This is a genomic window from Streptomyces sp. 3N207 (assembly GCF_052246355.1).
Taxonomy (GTDB): domain Bacteria; phylum Actinomycetota; class Actinomycetes; order Streptomycetales; family Streptomycetaceae; genus Streptomyces.
The window spans coordinates 101646-116921 of the sequence record NZ_JBQQBV010000007.1 but is presented as its reverse complement, the minus strand read 5'-3'; the positions used below and the strand labels follow the sequence as shown (position 1 = coordinate 116921).

13 protein-coding genes are annotated in these 15276 nt (G+C 71.6%); 2 read left to right on the top strand and 11 right to left on the bottom strand.

All coding sequences use genetic code 11. The features are described from left to right. Nucleotides 1–15: 15 nt before the first annotated feature. The 4 genes from ACTWP9_RS13575 to bldG all read right to left on the bottom strand — a co-directional run bounded on the left by ACTWP9_RS13575 (nt 16) and on the right by bldG (nt 5222). A complete protein-coding gene (locus ACTWP9_RS13575; RefSeq protein ID WP_443246346.1) occupies nt 16–588 on the bottom strand; it encodes a small secreted protein in 573 nt (190 codons plus the stop codon). A 262-nt stretch (nt 589–850) separates the two neighbouring features. Continuing rightward, nucleotides 851–3304 (bottom strand): sodium-translocating pyrophosphatase, encoded by a 2454-nt coding sequence (locus ACTWP9_RS13570; protein WP_443246345.1) that lies wholly within the window; start codon nt 3302–3304, stop codon nt 851–853. Between the two features lie 881 nt (nt 3305–4185). Next, nucleotides 4186–4743 carry an ATP-binding protein gene (locus ACTWP9_RS13565; protein WP_443246344.1) on the bottom strand — a complete coding sequence of 186 codons (558 nt, stop codon included), beginning with the start codon at nt 4741–4743 and terminating at the stop codon, nt 4186–4188. A 137-nt stretch (nt 4744–4880) separates the two neighbouring features. Beyond that, entirely contained in the window at nt 4881–5222 is a 342-nt protein-coding gene (bldG, locus tag ACTWP9_RS13560; RefSeq protein ID WP_016473000.1) for an anti-sigma factor antagonist BldG, read from the bottom strand. Nucleotides 5223–5411: 189 nt separating this feature from the next. Here bldG and ACTWP9_RS13555 point away from each other — a divergent pair, with 189 nt between their 5' ends. Beyond that, nucleotides 5412–8051 (top strand): DEAD/DEAH box helicase, encoded by a 2640-nt coding sequence (locus ACTWP9_RS13555; protein ID WP_443246343.1) that lies wholly within the window; start codon nt 5412–5414, stop codon nt 8049–8051. A gap of 138 nt (nt 8052–8189) precedes the next feature. Here the strand turns inward: ACTWP9_RS13555 and ACTWP9_RS13550 are convergent, their stop codons facing one another. The 7 genes from ACTWP9_RS13550 to ssd all read right to left on the bottom strand — a co-directional run bounded on the left by ACTWP9_RS13550 (nt 8190) and on the right by ssd (nt 13942). Continuing rightward, complete coding sequence (locus tag ACTWP9_RS13550; RefSeq protein ID WP_443246342.1) at nt 8190–8666, bottom strand: Rv3654c family TadE-like protein; 477 nt, start codon at nt 8664–8666, stop codon at nt 8190–8192. Further along, a complete protein-coding gene (locus ACTWP9_RS13545; protein ID WP_443246341.1) occupies nt 8653–9096 on the bottom strand; it encodes a TadE family type IV pilus minor pilin in 444 nt (147 codons plus the stop codon). Before ACTWP9_RS13545 ends, ACTWP9_RS13550 begins: the two co-directional genes overlap by 14 nt. After that, nucleotides 9083–9277, bottom strand: coding sequence for a DUF4244 domain-containing protein (locus ACTWP9_RS13540; RefSeq protein WP_443246464.1), 195 nt, complete (start codon nt 9275–9277; stop codon nt 9083–9085). The genes ACTWP9_RS13545 and ACTWP9_RS13540 overlap by 14 nt, the downstream gene beginning before the upstream one ends. 123 nt (nt 9278–9400) lie before the next feature. Beyond that, complete coding sequence (locus tag ACTWP9_RS13535) at nt 9401–10351, bottom strand: type II secretion system F family protein (protein ID WP_443246340.1); 951 nt, start codon at nt 10349–10351, stop codon at nt 9401–9403. Further along, on the bottom strand, nt 10348–11382 hold the full coding sequence (locus ACTWP9_RS13530) for a type II secretion system F family protein (RefSeq protein WP_443246339.1): 1035 nt from the start codon (nt 11380–11382) through the stop codon (nt 10348–10350). The genes ACTWP9_RS13535 and ACTWP9_RS13530 overlap by 4 nt, the downstream gene beginning before the upstream one ends. Continuing rightward, nucleotides 11379–12764, bottom strand: coding sequence for a TadA family conjugal transfer-associated ATPase (locus tag ACTWP9_RS13525; RefSeq protein ID WP_443246463.1), 1386 nt, complete (start codon nt 12762–12764; stop codon nt 11379–11381). The genes ACTWP9_RS13530 and ACTWP9_RS13525 overlap by 4 nt, the downstream gene beginning before the upstream one ends. Nucleotides 12765–12781: 17 nt before the next feature. After that, entirely contained in the window at nt 12782–13942 is a 1161-nt protein-coding gene (gene ssd / locus ACTWP9_RS13520) for a septum site-determining protein Ssd (RefSeq protein ID WP_443246338.1), read from the bottom strand. 452 nt (nt 13943–14394) lie between these two features. On the opposite strand from ssd, the gene ACTWP9_RS13515 reads away from it, so the two are divergent. Next, complete coding sequence (locus tag ACTWP9_RS13515) at nt 14395–15234, top strand: HAD family hydrolase (protein ID WP_443246337.1); 840 nt, start codon at nt 14395–14397, stop codon at nt 15232–15234. The last annotated feature ends 42 nt before the right edge of the window (nt 15235–15276 follow it).

The following is a 15276-nucleotide window of genomic DNA, read 5'->3' as shown; positions in this document are numbered from 1 at the left end:
GTGGGTGACGTGTCCTCAGGACCCGCCCTTGGTGACGCCTGTCTTCTTGCAGCTCTCCTGCTTGGCCATCGACTTGCCGACCTCGCCCTTCTGGAGTTTCTGCAGGGCCTTGTCGCCGCTCTGCCCCAGGGACTTGAGCTTGGCCGCAATGGTGTCGAGGCCCTCGTCGAACTTCTTGTCGGTGGGGAGCTTCTCGGAGGCCACCTTGAGGTCCTGGTACTTGCCGGAGATCCGGTTCAGTTCCTTGACGGCGTCCTTCTGCAGCTTCTCGCCGTCGTCCACCGGCGGCGCTCCCGCCTTCTTCACCGCGCCGGCCATCGCCTTGTAGGCGTCGGAGACCTTCTGGAAGCCGGTGATGTCCGCCTTCTTGACCTCTTCGGGAGACTTGCCTGACTGCGCCGCCTCCGTGATCGAGGCGTTGGCCTGAGCGACCCTGTTGAGCTGAGGCTGCAGGTCGTCGCAGACCTGCTTGGCCCAGTCGTCCGTCTTGCCACTGTCGTCGCTGCAACCGGTCAGCGCGAGTACGAGCGCCGCACCGCCGGACAGTGCCGCCGCGAGCTTCTTGTTCACCGGATCGGTCCCTTCCATGGCTGTTCGGCCCGGAACATACACGCCAGAGAGGGAGTGGCGGCGAGCCGGAAGAACCCTATGCCTACTATTGCAGCCATTTGCACCAACAATGCAGTGCGACATTGCAGACATTCGTCGATACCCGCCGGGGGCTCCCCGGCCACCCTCGGAGCACGCAAAACGGCGGGCGGGACGCCAATGCGTCCCGCCCGCCGGTCGGTTGACTGTGATTTATGTCGCCGGTCCGCCCTGAGAGGCCGTCAGGCCGGCCGTCAGCCGGCTAAGAGGCGGCCACCGGGTCGACCGGGTCCGTGGGATCTGCCGGTCCTGCCGGATCCGCCGGGGCCTGAGGGGGCTTGACGGACCGCTCGCCGGTGTTCTCCTCCGTCACCGCGACACCGCGGCGCTTGGAGACGTAGACGGCACCGACGATGACCGCGACGGCCACCACCGAGACGCCCACACGTACGCCCACGCTCTTGTCCTCGCCGTAGCTGAACTGCACCACGGCGGGCGCGATGAGCAGCGCCACCAGGTTCATCACCTTCAGCAGCGGGTTGATCGCCGGGCCCGCGGTGTCCTTGAACGGGTCGCCGACCGTGTCGCCGATGATGGTGGCCTCGTGCGCCTCGCTGCCCTTGCCGCCGTGGTGGCCGTCCTCCACCAGCTTCTTCGCGTTGTCCCAGGCACCGCCCGAGTTCGCGAGAAAGACGGCCATCAGGGTGCCCGCACCGATCGCGCCCGCCAGGAACGCCGCCAGCGCGCCCACCCCGAAGGTGAAGCCCACCAGGATCGGCGCCATCACGGCCAGCAGCCCCGGCGTCGTCAGCTCGCGCAGCGCGTCCTTGGTGCAGATGTCCACGACCCGGCCGTACTCCGGCTTCTCGGAGTAGTCCATGATCCCCGGCCGCTCCCGGAACTGCCGCCGCACCTCGAAGACGACCGAACCGGCCGAACGGGAAACGGCGTTGATCGCCAGCCCCGAGAAGAGGAAGACCACCGCGGCCCCGAACATCAGCCCGACCAGCGTGCTGGGCTGCGCGATATCCACCAGCTCCAGCATCTTGCCCGCGCTCTGGTCCGCGTCCGTGAGCGCCTCGGCCAACTCGGTACGGTACGACCCGAAGAGCGCGGCGGCGGCGAGCACCGCGGTGGCGATGGCGATGCCCTTGGTGATCGCCTTTGTGGTGTTGCCCACCGCGTCCAGGTCGGTGAGGACCTGTGCGCCCGCGCCCTCGACGTCCCCGGACATCTCGGCGATGCCCTGCGCGTTGTCGGAGACCGGACCGAAGGTGTCCATGGCGACGATCACACCGACGGTCGTCAGCAGACCGGTACCGGCGAGCGCGACCGCGAACAGCGCCAGCATCACCGTGCCGCCGCCCAACAGGAACGCGCCGTAGACGCTCAGACCGATCAACAGTGCCGTGTAGACGGCCGACTCCAGACCGATGGAGATCCCGGAGAGCACGACGGTGGCCGGGCCCGTCAGCGAGGTCCTGCCGATGTCCCGTACCGGCTTGCGGGTGGTCTCGGTGAAGTAGCCGGTCAGCTGCTGGATGACGGCGGCCAGCACGATGCCGATCGCGACGGCCACGACGGCGAGCACGCGCGGGTCGCCGCCGTGCCCCAGGATTTCCTGTGCATCGTCGCCGGAGACGCCCTTGAGGTCCGCGTAGCTGGACGGCAGGTAGACGAACGCGGCGACGGCCACCAGGGCGAGCGAGATCACGGCCGAGATGAAGAAGCCCCGGTTGATCGCCGTCATCCCGCTGCGGTCCGAGCGGCGCGGCGCCACGGCGAACACGCCCACCATGGCGGTGAGCACCCCGATGGCCGGGACGAGCAGCGGGAAGACCAGCCCGTCGTTGCCGAAGACGGCGGTGCCCAGGATGAGCGCGGCCACCAGCGTCACCGCGTACGACTCGAACAGGTCGGCCGCCATACCGGCGCAGTCGCCGACGTTGTCGCCGACGTTGTCCGCGATGGTGGCTGCGTTGCGCGGGTCGTCCTCCGGGATGCCCTGTTCGACCTTGCCGACGAGGTCGGCGCCGACGTCGGCGGCCTTGGTGAAGATGCCGCCGCCGACTCGCATGAACATCGCGATCAGCGCGGCACCGAGGCCGAAGCCCTCCAGCACCTTCGGCGCGTCCGCCGCGTAGACGAGCACCACGCAGGCCGCACCGAGCAGACCGAGCCCGACGGTGCACATCCCGACGACACCACCGGTACGAAAAGCGATCTTCATCGCCTTGTGCGAAACAGCCGTGAGATCACCCGACGGCTCCTCCGCGCCCGGCGCCGGAGTCGCCTCACGCGCCGCAGCAGCCACTCGCACATTGCTGCGTACCGCGAGCCACATTCCGATATAGCCGGTGGCCGCCGAGAAGACCGCCCCGACCAGGAAGAACAATGAACGGCCGATCCGCTGTTTCATATCGTCGGCCGGCAACAGCATGAGCAGGAAGAAGACGACCACCGCGAATACGCCGAGGGTGCGTAGCTGCCGCGCCAGGTACGCGTTCGCACCCTCCTGCACGGCGGCTGCGATCTTCTTCATGCTGTCGGTGCCTTCGCCCGCGGCGAGCACTTGTCGTACCAACACCAAGGCGACGCCGAGCGCTGCCAGCGCGACAACCGCGATCACGATCGCGAGTCCCCGGTTGCCACTGGTCAGTTCTGCGGCGTCCGCGAGGTGCTGGGGGTGGTGAAGTGGGCTGAGATGCCCCGCCATTCGTCCTCCTTGACGTTTGGCACATGGGCGCGCGCAAGCACGCTCAGGCGTCCTGCTGCAAAGATGTGGACGGATTGTAGGGAGCGCCACTAGATCAAAACAGAGCGCAGCAGCGAGAATTCGCCGGGATCGGCGAAGATCAGCCGCACCGGAACCGGAAAATTCGCTCGCATGAGGGAATGTGCAAATTCAACTGACGCCGGGAAAAACGATCTGTCGAGTGAACGAAGAGGTCCTGCGGCACCGGTTTAGACGCTGGTCAGAAATGCCGTCCGAGATCTTCGGAAGATCACGACTGAAGATCACGAAAAACCACGCGGACGGCCGAACGAAAGATCAAAAAGCCCACAACGAGCCCGCCGCGATGTGGCGGGCAATGACGGGTGGGGATGTGGAGGTTCAGGGGGAGTTCGGGGGAGGAGAGGGCCGGCGGGGGCCGAAGGGCGCCGAGGCAGCGGTGGTACGGACCCCGTCTGCGGGCCGTCGGCGGGCCGTGCGCAGCAGGTGTGTGCGACGCCTGAGCCCGCCTCGCGATGGAGCCGCACGGGCAGCCGACTGCCCCGGCCCTGGGGGCGGGGCTGAGTGGGGTGGGGCTGGAAGGGCGCAGGGCTGAAGGGCGCGGTCCTGAGGTGCGGTCCTGAGTGCGCGGAAAGCTGCTTCGGCCGAATCGCCAGTCTGTGCCGTCGGCCTGTTTCGCCGTCGCCTTGTACGTCGACAATCGCCCTTACGTCGACGCGCCGTGGTCCGTAGGTCGTCGCTGCCCCGACGTCGGCACCGGTGGTCCGTATGTCGTCGCCGCCCCGTTCGTCAGTGAGCCGACCGGCCGCGCGCAGGCGGCGCCAGCGCATGAGGAAGCTCCGGTCCAGCTGAAGGGCTCAGGTTCAGGGGAGGACGGGCTCCGTGGTGGGCCAGCTCATCCGGATCACGCCGCCGTGCTCGTCGGTCGTCACCTCGACGTCGTCCACCAGCCCGCTGATGACCGCGAGTCCCATCTCGCCGTCGCCCTCTTCCTCCTCGGGGACCGGCTCGGGGATCTCGTCGCGCGCTCCGGGCAGCAGCGCGCCCTCGGCCTCCACGAGGCCGCCGCCCCCACCGGGGCCGTTTCCGTTCTCGTTGGCCTTGGCGCCGGCCTGAGGCGCCGCGGAGGCGCCGGTGCCGAGAGTGCCGCCGGGCAGCGAGAAACGCCGGTGCGGCGCCTCGTCCCCCACCTCGATCGAGAACTTCTTCTCGTCCTCGATGAGCGACACCCGCACCGGGCTGCTGAGGCCGTGGCTCATATGCAGCCCGACGGCACGCGTGCACGCCTCGCCGACAGCCAGCCGCACCTCGTCGAGCACGGCTTCGTCGACCCCGGCCCGCCGCGCCACGGCGGCGGCCACCAGCCGCGCCGTACGGACGTGCTCCGGCAGTGCGCTGAAGAGCAGCTCAACGGTGGCCATGCCATCCCCCTCGGTCTTCCCTGAGTGTCTGCGGGGTCCGCCCGGGGACTCGGAGAGCCGGACCCCAGCGACCGCGCACCAGTCAACCGGTAAGCCGCCGGACCGCCCCAGGCGGGGCGGACCGACGGCCCGGCACATCAGTCAGTGGCCGCTACAGCCTCGTCGACCGAGGAGTGGATCGGGAACACCTTCGTCAGACCGGTGATCCGGAAGATCTTGAGAATGCGCTCCTGATTACAGACCAGGCGCAGCGAGCCCTCGTGGGCACGCACCCGCTTGAGCCCGCCGACAAGCACGCCGAGTCCGGTGGAGTCGAGGAAGTCGACACCCTCCATGTCCACGACGAGGTGGTAACTGCCGTCGTTCACGAGCTCGACCAGTTGCTCGCGCAGCTTGGGCGCGGTGTATACATCAATCTCGCCACCGACCTCGACGATCGTGCGATCGCCGACGGTACGGGTCGACAGGGACAGGTCCACGGATCCTCCAGCACCTTGCTATCGAGCGGTCAGCCCCCTCGGTTCTCCCTCCCCCTGCCCTGACGGAGGGAGGTACCCCCAAAGGCAGGGGACGGATCGGCAGCCGCAGAGGCATTCAATCACTTACCAGCAGGCGAGGACGACGCCTTACGACCATTGTCCGCCTCGCCAGTGACACACTCGGTACCGATGGCCAACGAACAGCACACCCGGTCCGCGAGCGTACGCCCGCGAGTCGAGCCCCACGGCTCGGCCTCCCGTGGCGACCCTCGCGATGTGCTCGCTCGTCTCACCAGGGGGGCGGACCGCGCCGGGCGTGTCACCCATACGGAGCACTTGCCCCCGCGAAACGGTCGCCATGCGCAATGGCCCGACCGGATCCGGCCGGAAGTGATCGATGCCGTACGTCACGCGGGCATCGCCCGTCCCTGGGAGCATCAGGCCCGGGCCGCAGCACACGCGCTCGACGGTGACTCGGTGATCATCGCCACAGGCACCGCCTCCGGCAAGTCGCTCTCCTATCTCGTCCCGGTCCTCAGCACCCTGCTGGACGGCTCGGAGGCCCCGAATGGCCGCGGCGCCACCGCGCTGTATCTCTCCCCCACCAAGGCGCTCGCCGCCGACCAGCGGCGTGCCGTGGCCGACCTGGCAGCCCCGCTGGGCACGGCGGTGCGAGCCGCTGTCTTCGACGGGGACACCCCGATGGAAGAACGCGAATGGGTGCGGCTGTACGCCAACTACGTGCTCACCAACCCGGACATGCTGCACCGCGGCCTGCTGCCCGGCCACACCCGGTGGTCCTCCTTCCTGCGCGCGCTGCGCTATGTCGTCATCGACGAGTGCCACACCTACCGCGGCGTGTTCGGCTCGCACGTCGCCCATGTACTGCGCCGACTGCGCCGGGTGTGTGCTCGCTACGGCTCCGAGCCCGTCTTCCTGCTGGCCTCCGCCACCGCCGCCGCGCCCGGCGAGGGCGCTGCCCGGCTCACCGGCGTACGGCCCGTCGAGATCACCGAGGACACCTCCCCGCGCGGCGAGACCGTCTTCGCGCTGTGGGAGCCGCCGCTGACCGAACTGGTGGGCGAACGCGGTGCCCCGGTGCGCCGCACGGCCACCGCCGAGGCCGCCGAGCTCCTCACCGACCTCGCAGTCCAGGGCGTACGCACCGTCGCGTTCGTCCGCTCCCGCCGCGGCGCCGAACTGATCTCCCTCATCGCCCAGGACCGCCTCTCCACCGTCCCCGCCCCCGTCCCCGCCCCGGGCGAAGCCCACGGCACGCCTACGGGGACGGCTGAGGCCCCCGCGGGGGCCGCCGGCCTCTCGGGCCCCGAGAGGGCCGAGAGGGACGAGGGCCCCGAGCGGGCGGAGAGGGCCGACCTCGTGGTGCAGGCCGCCGATGCCCCGACGCGGGGCGAGGACGCCGCGAGGCAGGGCGACGCCGCCGCGTGGTGGGGGAAGGGCGGGAGCGGGCCCGGGGCTGGTGCTGGGCGGCGGGGTGGGCTGTCGTCGCGGGTCGCGGCTTATCGCGGCGGCTATCTGCCCGAGGAGCGGCGCGCCCTCGAACGAGCCCTGCACACGGGTGAGCTGCTGGGGCTCGCCGCCACGAACGCGCTGGAACTCGGCATCGACATCTCAGGGCTGGATGCCGTCCTCATCACCGGCTATCCCGGCACCCGCGCCTCCCTCTGGCAGCAGGCCGGCCGCGCAGGCCGAGCCGGTCAGGGCGCGCTGGCCATCATGATCGCCCGGGACGAACCGCTGGACACCTATCTCGTCCACCACCCCGACTCCGTCTTTCGCACCCCCGTCGAGTCCACCGTTCTGGACCCGCACAACCCCTACGTCCTGGCTCCCCACCTGTGCGCAGCCGCAGCCGAGATCCCGCTCACCGAGGCCGACTTCGCCCTCTTCGGTCCGGAGACTGCGCAACTGTTGAACAAGCTCGAACAGCGCAAGCTGCTCCGCCGCCGCAGCTCCGGCTGGCACTGGACCCGCAAGGAGCGGGCCGCCGATCTGACCGACATCCGCGGCAGCGGCGGAAAGCCGGTGCAGGTGGTGGAGGCGGGCACGGGCCGACTGCTGGGCACCGTCGACGCCGGCGCCGCACACACCACCGTCCACGAGGGCGCCGTCCATCTGCACCAGGGGCGCACCTATGTGGTGCGACAGCTCGATCTGGAGGACTCCGCCGCGCTGGTCGAGGAATCCAGCCCGCCGTGGACGACGATGGCCCGCGACACCACCTCCCTGGCCGTACTGGAGACCGAGGCCGAGGTCCCCTGGGGCGAGGCCCGGCTGTGCTTCGGCTCCGTCGAGGTCACCAACCAGGTGGTCTCCTATCTGCGCCGCCGCCTGATCACCGGCGAGGTCCTCGGTGAGACCAAGCTGGACCTCCCTCCCCGCACTCTGCGCACCCGCGCCGTGTGGTGGACCGTCACCGAGGACCAGCTCGACGCCGCCCGCATCAACCCGGAGATCCTCGCGGGCTCGCTGCACGCCGCGGAACACGCCGCGATCGGCATGCTGCCGCTGTTCGCCACCTGCGACCGCTGGGACATCGGCGGCGTCTCCATCGCCCTGCACCCCGACACCCTCCTTCCCACCGTCTTCGTCTACGACGGCCAGCCGGGCGGGGCCGGCTTCGCCGAGCGGGCCTTCCACACCGCCCGCGCCTGGCTCACCGCCACCCGCGACGCCATCGCCGCCTGCGAATGCGAGGCGGGCTGCCCCTCCTGCATCCAGTCGCCCAAGTGCGGCAACGCCAATGACCCGCTCCACAAGCGCGGCGCCATCCGCCTCCTCACCGAACTCCTCCGCTCCGCCAGCTGACGCCCGTCCCCCGGGCGCCGTTCCTCCCGGATGCCCCTCTCCGGACCTCCTTCCACCGTCCGTCCCGCCGGCCGACCACCCACTCAGCCACTCCCGGGCTGCCTCCCCGGTCGTCTTCTCAGGGCGTCTTCTCTGTCGTCATCTCAGGGGCTTCTCCGTCGTCTTGCCAGGCGTCTTCTCAGGCGGGCCATCGGCGGGGCTGTCAGCCCGGCCATCGGCGGGGTTGTCCTGCGGGCCGTCGGCCGGGCCGAGTGGGCTGTCGGACGGACCGTCGGGGAGTCCGCCGGCCGGGCCCGCGCGGGCCCGTACCCGCGCTGTGTACGGGCCCCAGCGCACCCCCGCGTCCAGGTCGGCGACCTCTCCGCGGACCGCACACCGGGACAGCCGGGCGTCCTGCACCCGGGCCACCCGGCGGGCCACCGCGCAGGCTCGGGTCGGGCCCTCCAGCGCGCGGTCGGCTGCCGCGAGGGCGGCCAGGTCGGCGACGGCGCCCGCCCGATGGCGTACGTAGACCGCCTGGCCGAACCCGAGTACCGCCGCGAACACCCCGCACAGCGCCACCACGCTCAGCGCCGCCCACACCGACGCCGATCCCCGGTCGCTACGGAGTTTCACCGCCGCCTGCCCTCTTCTCGTCCAACGCGACCGCCTCCGACCGCAGCTGCACGGCCAGTGGTCCGGGACCGACCGTCCTCGCTCGTACCGCGACTCTCACCAGCTCGCCCTCCCTCGTCATCTCCACCCGGGCACCGGGCGGCGCCGCGGACCGCACGGCCTGCGCGACCGCGTTCCCGGGTTCACCGCGGGCCGCAGCGCGCGCCCCGGCGCGGGCGGCGTCGACGCACTGGATCCGGGCCACCGAAGCCATCAGCCCCCACAAGAGGCCCGCCACCAGCAACACCAGAGCCGGGATCACGACGGCGGCCTCGGCGGTCACATAGCCCGCACTCGGGTCTCCCCGCCGCAGCCGCCCGCCGCCCGAGCCCACGACTGCGCTCCCACGCACCTCCGCGCCCGTGCCCTCGGTCCCCTCAGAACGGTGCACGGAGCGCCCGTTCGACCAGCGCCTGCAACTCGGCTCCCACCGGACCGCTGTTGACGACCTTGTAGAGCACCGCGGCCAAGGCGACCGCCGCGAGCGTGCCCATCGCATACTCGGCCGTACTCATCCCGCTGTCCCCGCTGAGCCTCCGAGCTGCCCGCGTCCTCTCCCACAACCGCCGCATCCTCACCAGCACCGCCATGTCTCCCCTCACTTCGCACAGTTCTTCTTCCGGCCGACTCTTCATCCGGCCGGCTCGACACTCCAGCCAGCTCGCCACTCCAGCCCGGAACGCCCGTTCCGGCCCTCACCACATCGACCGCGCGAGCCCCAGCAGCACGGGGACGACTCCGACCGCCAGGAACGCGGGCAGGAAGCACAGCCCCAGCGGCCCGGTGACCAGCACCGCCGCACGTCTCGCGCGGCTTGCGGCGACCCGGGCCCGGCTGCCGCGCAGTCCGGCCGCCAGCCGGGTCACGGACTCCACCGCAGGCACCCCGGCGGTCCCGGCCCGCTCCATGCACCGGGCGAACTCCACCCCCCACGGCCGCTCCGCGAACCGCCCCCACACCAACGCCGGTTCGGCCCCCAGCCGCAGCTCCGTCGCGGCCCTGGTCAGTCGCTCTCCCAACGGCCCGCCCAGCGAGCCTCCGACAGCCTCCGCCGCACGCTCGGGCCCGGCGCCCGCCGCCAGACAGGCCGCCATCAGCTCGGCAGCGAGTGGGAGTTGCGCTTCGGCGGCCCGCTCCGCCGCCGTCCGGGAGTCCTCCGCATCGGCCTGCCGCCGCAGCCATCGCCAGGTGCCCCAAGCAGCCGCGCCGCCCACCAGCCACCCCACCGGACCGCCGATCAGCAGCACGCCCAGCACCCCGGCGCCGGCCACCCCCGCGCCCTCCCGTACGCGTCTCGTCCGCAGCACTCCCTCCCACTTCCGCTTGGCCGCCGTCCAACGGCCCGGAGGGGCTCCGGCCCACGCCCCTCCCGGTGTCCCTCCCACTGCGGCTCCGCAGACAACGGCTCGGCACACGAGGCGCGCTCGCCGCCGCACGGTCCCCTCTCGCCGGACCGCCTCCGCGACCCCCGCCACGCACCAGCCCGCCGCCAGCACCGCCACGGCCGCCGGGGTCCACATCCACACCCTGGGGACAACATCCGCCTCCGCGACCCCCGCCACGCACCAGCCCGCCGCCAGCACCGCCACGGCCGCCGGGGTCCACATCCACACCCTGGGGACAACATCGGCCCACCCGGCACTCACCTCGACCGGCTCCCCGTCGGCGCCGCCCCGTGATCCGTGGACTCCGTTCCGCGCTCCGCCGACCCGGCGTCCGGCGCCCTTCCGGGTCGCTCTGTGCCCTCTGCCGAGCGCACGATGCGGGCGACCCAGAACAGTCCCGCCCACTCCAGCAGCAGCCCGACCGCCAGGCAGAGGAAGCCGGCGGGGGTGTGCAGGAGAATCCACAGCGGATCGGCCTCCATGGCCGCGCCCATGGCCAGCCCGAAGACCGGCAGCAGGGCGAGCACCAAGGCGGTGGAGCGAGGGCCCGCCAGCTGCGCCCGCAAGTCCTCCCGCTGCTCTCCTTGGGCACGCACCGCTCCGGCCACCTTTTCCAGGCCCTCGGCCAGTCCGGCTCCGCCCTCGACCGCCACCTGCCAGCAGGCCGCGGCCCCGGCAAGCCCCTCTGCGCCGGGCAGCAGCGCCGCCTGGCGCAGCGCTCCGGGCACATCACCGCCGAATCGGGCCGCTGCGAGCAGCGCAGCTCCCGAGTCGCCGAAGCTCCGCACCACGGTCCGGTCGACGGCCAGCAGTGCGCCGTCCGGCTGCCTGCCCGCCCGCAGTTCGCCCGCCACCGCCGCGCACAGCCCGACCACGGCGGTCTCCCGTTCCCGGGCCCCCCGGTCCGCAGCACGCCGCCGCAGCCAGCCGCGCAGCAGAGGAACCGCGGCAAGCCCGGCCAGCAGCGGGATCCAGGACCGGCCCAAGAGCGCCACGAGGAGCCCGGCGGCCAGGCACCACCACTCGTGCCCCGCCCACTCAGCCAGCCGTCCACCACCCAGCCGTCCCCGCACCGCAGCAGTGGCGCCCTGCCACCAGCCGGGCGGTTCGAAGGCCGACCGGCGGGCCGCCACCTCTCCCCCACCGGCAAGCAACAGCCTGGCTCGGCGCGTTCCATCATGCCGCCCCGTCATCAGCCAGGCCGCCGCCCCGGCGCAGACCACCCCGGCATACGCGGCGTATGCCACCGCGGGCTCCGTCCCGGCCACTCCGGCACCGATCGCCACTGTCATCGGACGCCTCCCTCCGCAGTCCCGGCCCATGGCCCTGCCGCCGCACCGACCGGCCCACCGGCCACCGCAGGCGACCGCCCGTTGAGGCCACCACCGGGGGAACCGCCGCTCCCGGGCAGCCCGTCCGCGGCGTGCCCGCCCTCGGGGCAGCGCCGCATGCACAGCTCTTCCAGCCGCCGCCAGCCTCGTTCGCGGACGAATCCGCTTCCGGCGGCTCCGGCCCGGGCCCGACGCCCGTCCGGCCCGCGCCACACGGCGGCCGGTACCGTCGTCACCAGCCCGGCGGCATCCCGTTCCAGCACATGAATCTGGGCGATCCGGCGCCTGCCGTCACGGCCTCTTACCAGGTGCACGATCACGTCCAGCGCAGCCGCCAACTGGCTGTGCAGCGCCGCCCTGTCGAGCCCCGCCGTCGTACCGAGAGCCTCCAGCCGCGCCGGGACATCGGCCGCGGCGTTCGCGTGCACGGTGCCGCAACCGCCCTCGTGGCCCGTATTCAGGGCGGCCAGCAAATCTGTGACTTCGGGACCCCTCACCTCGCCGACGACCAGCCGGTCGGGCCGCATGCGCAGCGCCTGCCGTACCAGGTCGCGCAGTTCCACACGGCCCACGCCTTCCTGGTTGGCCGGGCGTGCCTCCAGCCGCACCACGTGGGGGTGGTCGGGGCGCAGCTCCGCCGAGTCCTCGGCGAGGACGATGCGTTCGTCCGGGGCGACCAGGCCCAGCAGCGTGGAGAGCAGCGTCGTCTTGCCACAGCCGGTGCCGCCGCTGACGACGAACGAGAGGCGTGCGTCGAGCACTGCTCGCAGCAGCCGCTCCCCGCCCGGTGGCACCGTCCCGGCCGCGACGAGCTCGTCGAGATCGAACGCCCGGGGGCGCACCACCCGCAGCGACAGGCAGGTGGAGCCCACGGCTACGGGAGGCAGTACCGCGTGCAGCCGGGTGCCGTCCGGAAGCCGGGCGTCGACCCAGGGTCGAGCGTCGTCGAGTCGGCGCCCCGCCGAGGTCGCCAGCCGCTGTGCGAGGCGGCGGACCGCGGCCGCGTCGGGGAAACGCACCCGGGTGAGCTCCAGCCCTCGGCCCCTGTCGACCCAGATCTGGTCGGGTGCTGTCACCAGTACGTCGGTGACCTCCGGGTCCGCCAGCAGGGGTTCCAGCGGGCCCGCACCGACCAGTTCGGAGCGCAGGGTCTCCACGACGCCCAGCACCGCGCTGTCCCCCATCAGCCGTCCCTGGGCCCGCAGCGCGGCCGCCACCCTGGCGGGGGTCGGTTCGGCGCCGGCTTCGGCAAGGCTGCGCCGTACCGAGTCCAGCAGCCGGGCGCCCGCTCCGGTGGCGTCCGCGGGCGGGGTGGCCCCTGGCACAGCCACGGCGCCCCGCATGCTCTTATCAGGCCCGCTCACGCTGCCACCCCTCCCCCGCTGAGCGCGCGCTCCCAGAACCGGCCGCAGAAGCGGGCCAGCGCGCCGTCTTTCGCGAAGCCGGGTGGCCTGCCCCGGTCGATGTCCTCCAGCAGGCCGCGCTCCCAGGGGAGCTCCCCGGCCAGCGGCAGCCCGAGCAGTCGGGCCACCTCCGTGTCGTCCAGTCCCGAGCCGTATCCGTGGGCGCCGCGCGGGCCGCCGGGTGCCCGCACCACCGCCCGCAGATCGCGGACCACCAATTGCATACGGGCAGCCACCCGGTGCGCGGCGGCGACGGCACGCAGCTCGGCGGGGACGACGGCCAGCCCGAGGTCGAGCTGGACCAGTGCTTCGGCGACGGTTTCGTCCACCTGCCGGGGGAGGTCGACGACGACCACGCCGCCGCGCCGCCGCGCGGCTGAGAGCACCGACTTCATCGCGTCGGCGGGAACCAGCGCGCGGTCGCCCCGGTCCCAGCTGAGCAGGCTCAGGTCATGGGAGCGCGGCAGGGACTCGGCGAGGGCCGCACCGCCGACCCGGCCCCGGGACTCTGTGAAGTCCGGCCATCGCAGTCCCTGCGTCCGCTCAGCGCCCAGCAGGATGTCCAGGCCGCCACCGAGCGGGTCGGCGTCGATGAGCATGGTCTGTTCTCCGGCGCGCGCCGCGGTGACCGCCAGAGCACAAGCCAGGGTGGAGGCGCCGGCTCCACCCCGGCCGCCGACGACCCCGACGGTCAGCGCCGCCTGCCCGACCCCCTCCAGGGCGTCAGCGATTCGGCCGGTCAGCCAGCGCTCCGCGTCCGGCAGCAGGACCACGCTCTCGGCGCCGACGCGGACTCCGCGCTCCCATACACCCGGGTCGTCCCAGTCCCGCCCCACCAGCAGCACTCCTGGCCGCCGTGGCACCGCTCCACCCGCACTCGGCGTGCCGTGGCCGGGGTCCGGGGCGTCGCCGAAGCCAGAAGCTCCGGCGCAGTCGTCACCGACCAGTACCAAGGGCGCCCGCTCCCACAAGGCGGCTCCGCTCCATGACGCCCACCCCGTCCGACTCTCCGGGCCTCCGTGCGCGACCTGGGGCTCCGTTCCGGCGGCTGCGCACAGTCGCAGTAGGTCATCGAGGAGTTCCCCGTCCTCGGTGACAATCAGAATGTTTTCGGCCACGCTGCAGCCCCTCCCGTGAGTTGAGCACTCGCGTCCGCAAACAGCCGCGGACGCCGACGGGATTCACGGTGCAGCGAACCGGAAAATCTTGTGGATCATGGTCGAAAACTGTGGACAACCCAGAGACTGTGAATAACTCGCTCACCCAAACCAGTGACTATCGGAGAGCATCCCTGCGATTACGCACCGTTACAGATCGGAGGAATCAGAGACTCCGGTCCCTAAAGATCGAAAAAGCCCCGGCCGCTATGGGCCGAGGCGAAGAAATGCCCCCGGACATGCGACGACCCCCGCCGGGGGGGAGAGCGGGGGTCGTCCCCACGGCCGACTCGGGGGGGGAGGAGTCGGGCCGGGTTAGCACGGTCGCGAACGATCCGTGACTTCCATGGTGTACCCGAGAGCCTTCTCAGGCAAACCCACGCGCCCCAGAGTACGCCGAATGGTGGGCGCCTATGCTCATGGGCGTGGAAAATCTCGCGATGCCCCGCACAGCCGCCTTCTTCGATCTGGACAAGACGGTCATTGCGAAGTCGAGCACGCTCACCTTCGGCAAGTCCTTCTACCAGGGTGGCCTGATCAATCGCCGCGCCGTGCTGCGTACTGCCTACGCGCAGTTCGTATATCTCCTCGGAGGCGCCGATCACGACCAGATGGAGCGGATGCGCGAGTACCTCTCAGGACTCGCCCGCGGCTGGGACGTCGAGCAGGTCAGGGAGATCGTCGCGGAGACGATTCACGATCTGATCGACCCCATCATCTACGACGAGGCCGCCTCCCTCATCGAGAAGCACCACCTGGCCGGCCGCGACGTGGTGATCGTCTCGTCCTCCGGCGCAGAGGTGGTCGAGCCCATCGGCCGGATGATCGGCGCCGACCGGGTCGTCGCCACGCGGATGGTCGTCGAGAACGGCCGCTTCACCGGGGAGATCGAGTACTACGCCTACGGCCCGACCAAGGCGGAGGCCATCCAGGAGCTGGCCGAGTCCGAGGGTTACGACCTGGCACGCTGCTACGCCTACAGCGACTCGGTCACGGACCTGCCGATGCTGGAGGCCGTCGGCCACCCGCACGCCGTCAATCCGGACCGGGCGTTGCGCAAAGAGGCGCTCGCGCGCGACTGGCCCGTCCTGACGTTCTCCCGGCCCGTACGGCTGAAGCAGCGCATCCCCTCGCTCTCGATGCCGTCCCGCCCGACGCTGGCACTGACGGCCGTCGCGGTGGGAGCGGCCGCTGCGACGGCGGGGTTCGTATGGTTCAACAACCGGCGGCGGCCACCACTCCGTCCTTTCTGAGCCCTCTTGCTGGACGCTGCCTTGCTGGACGCTGCCCTGGAT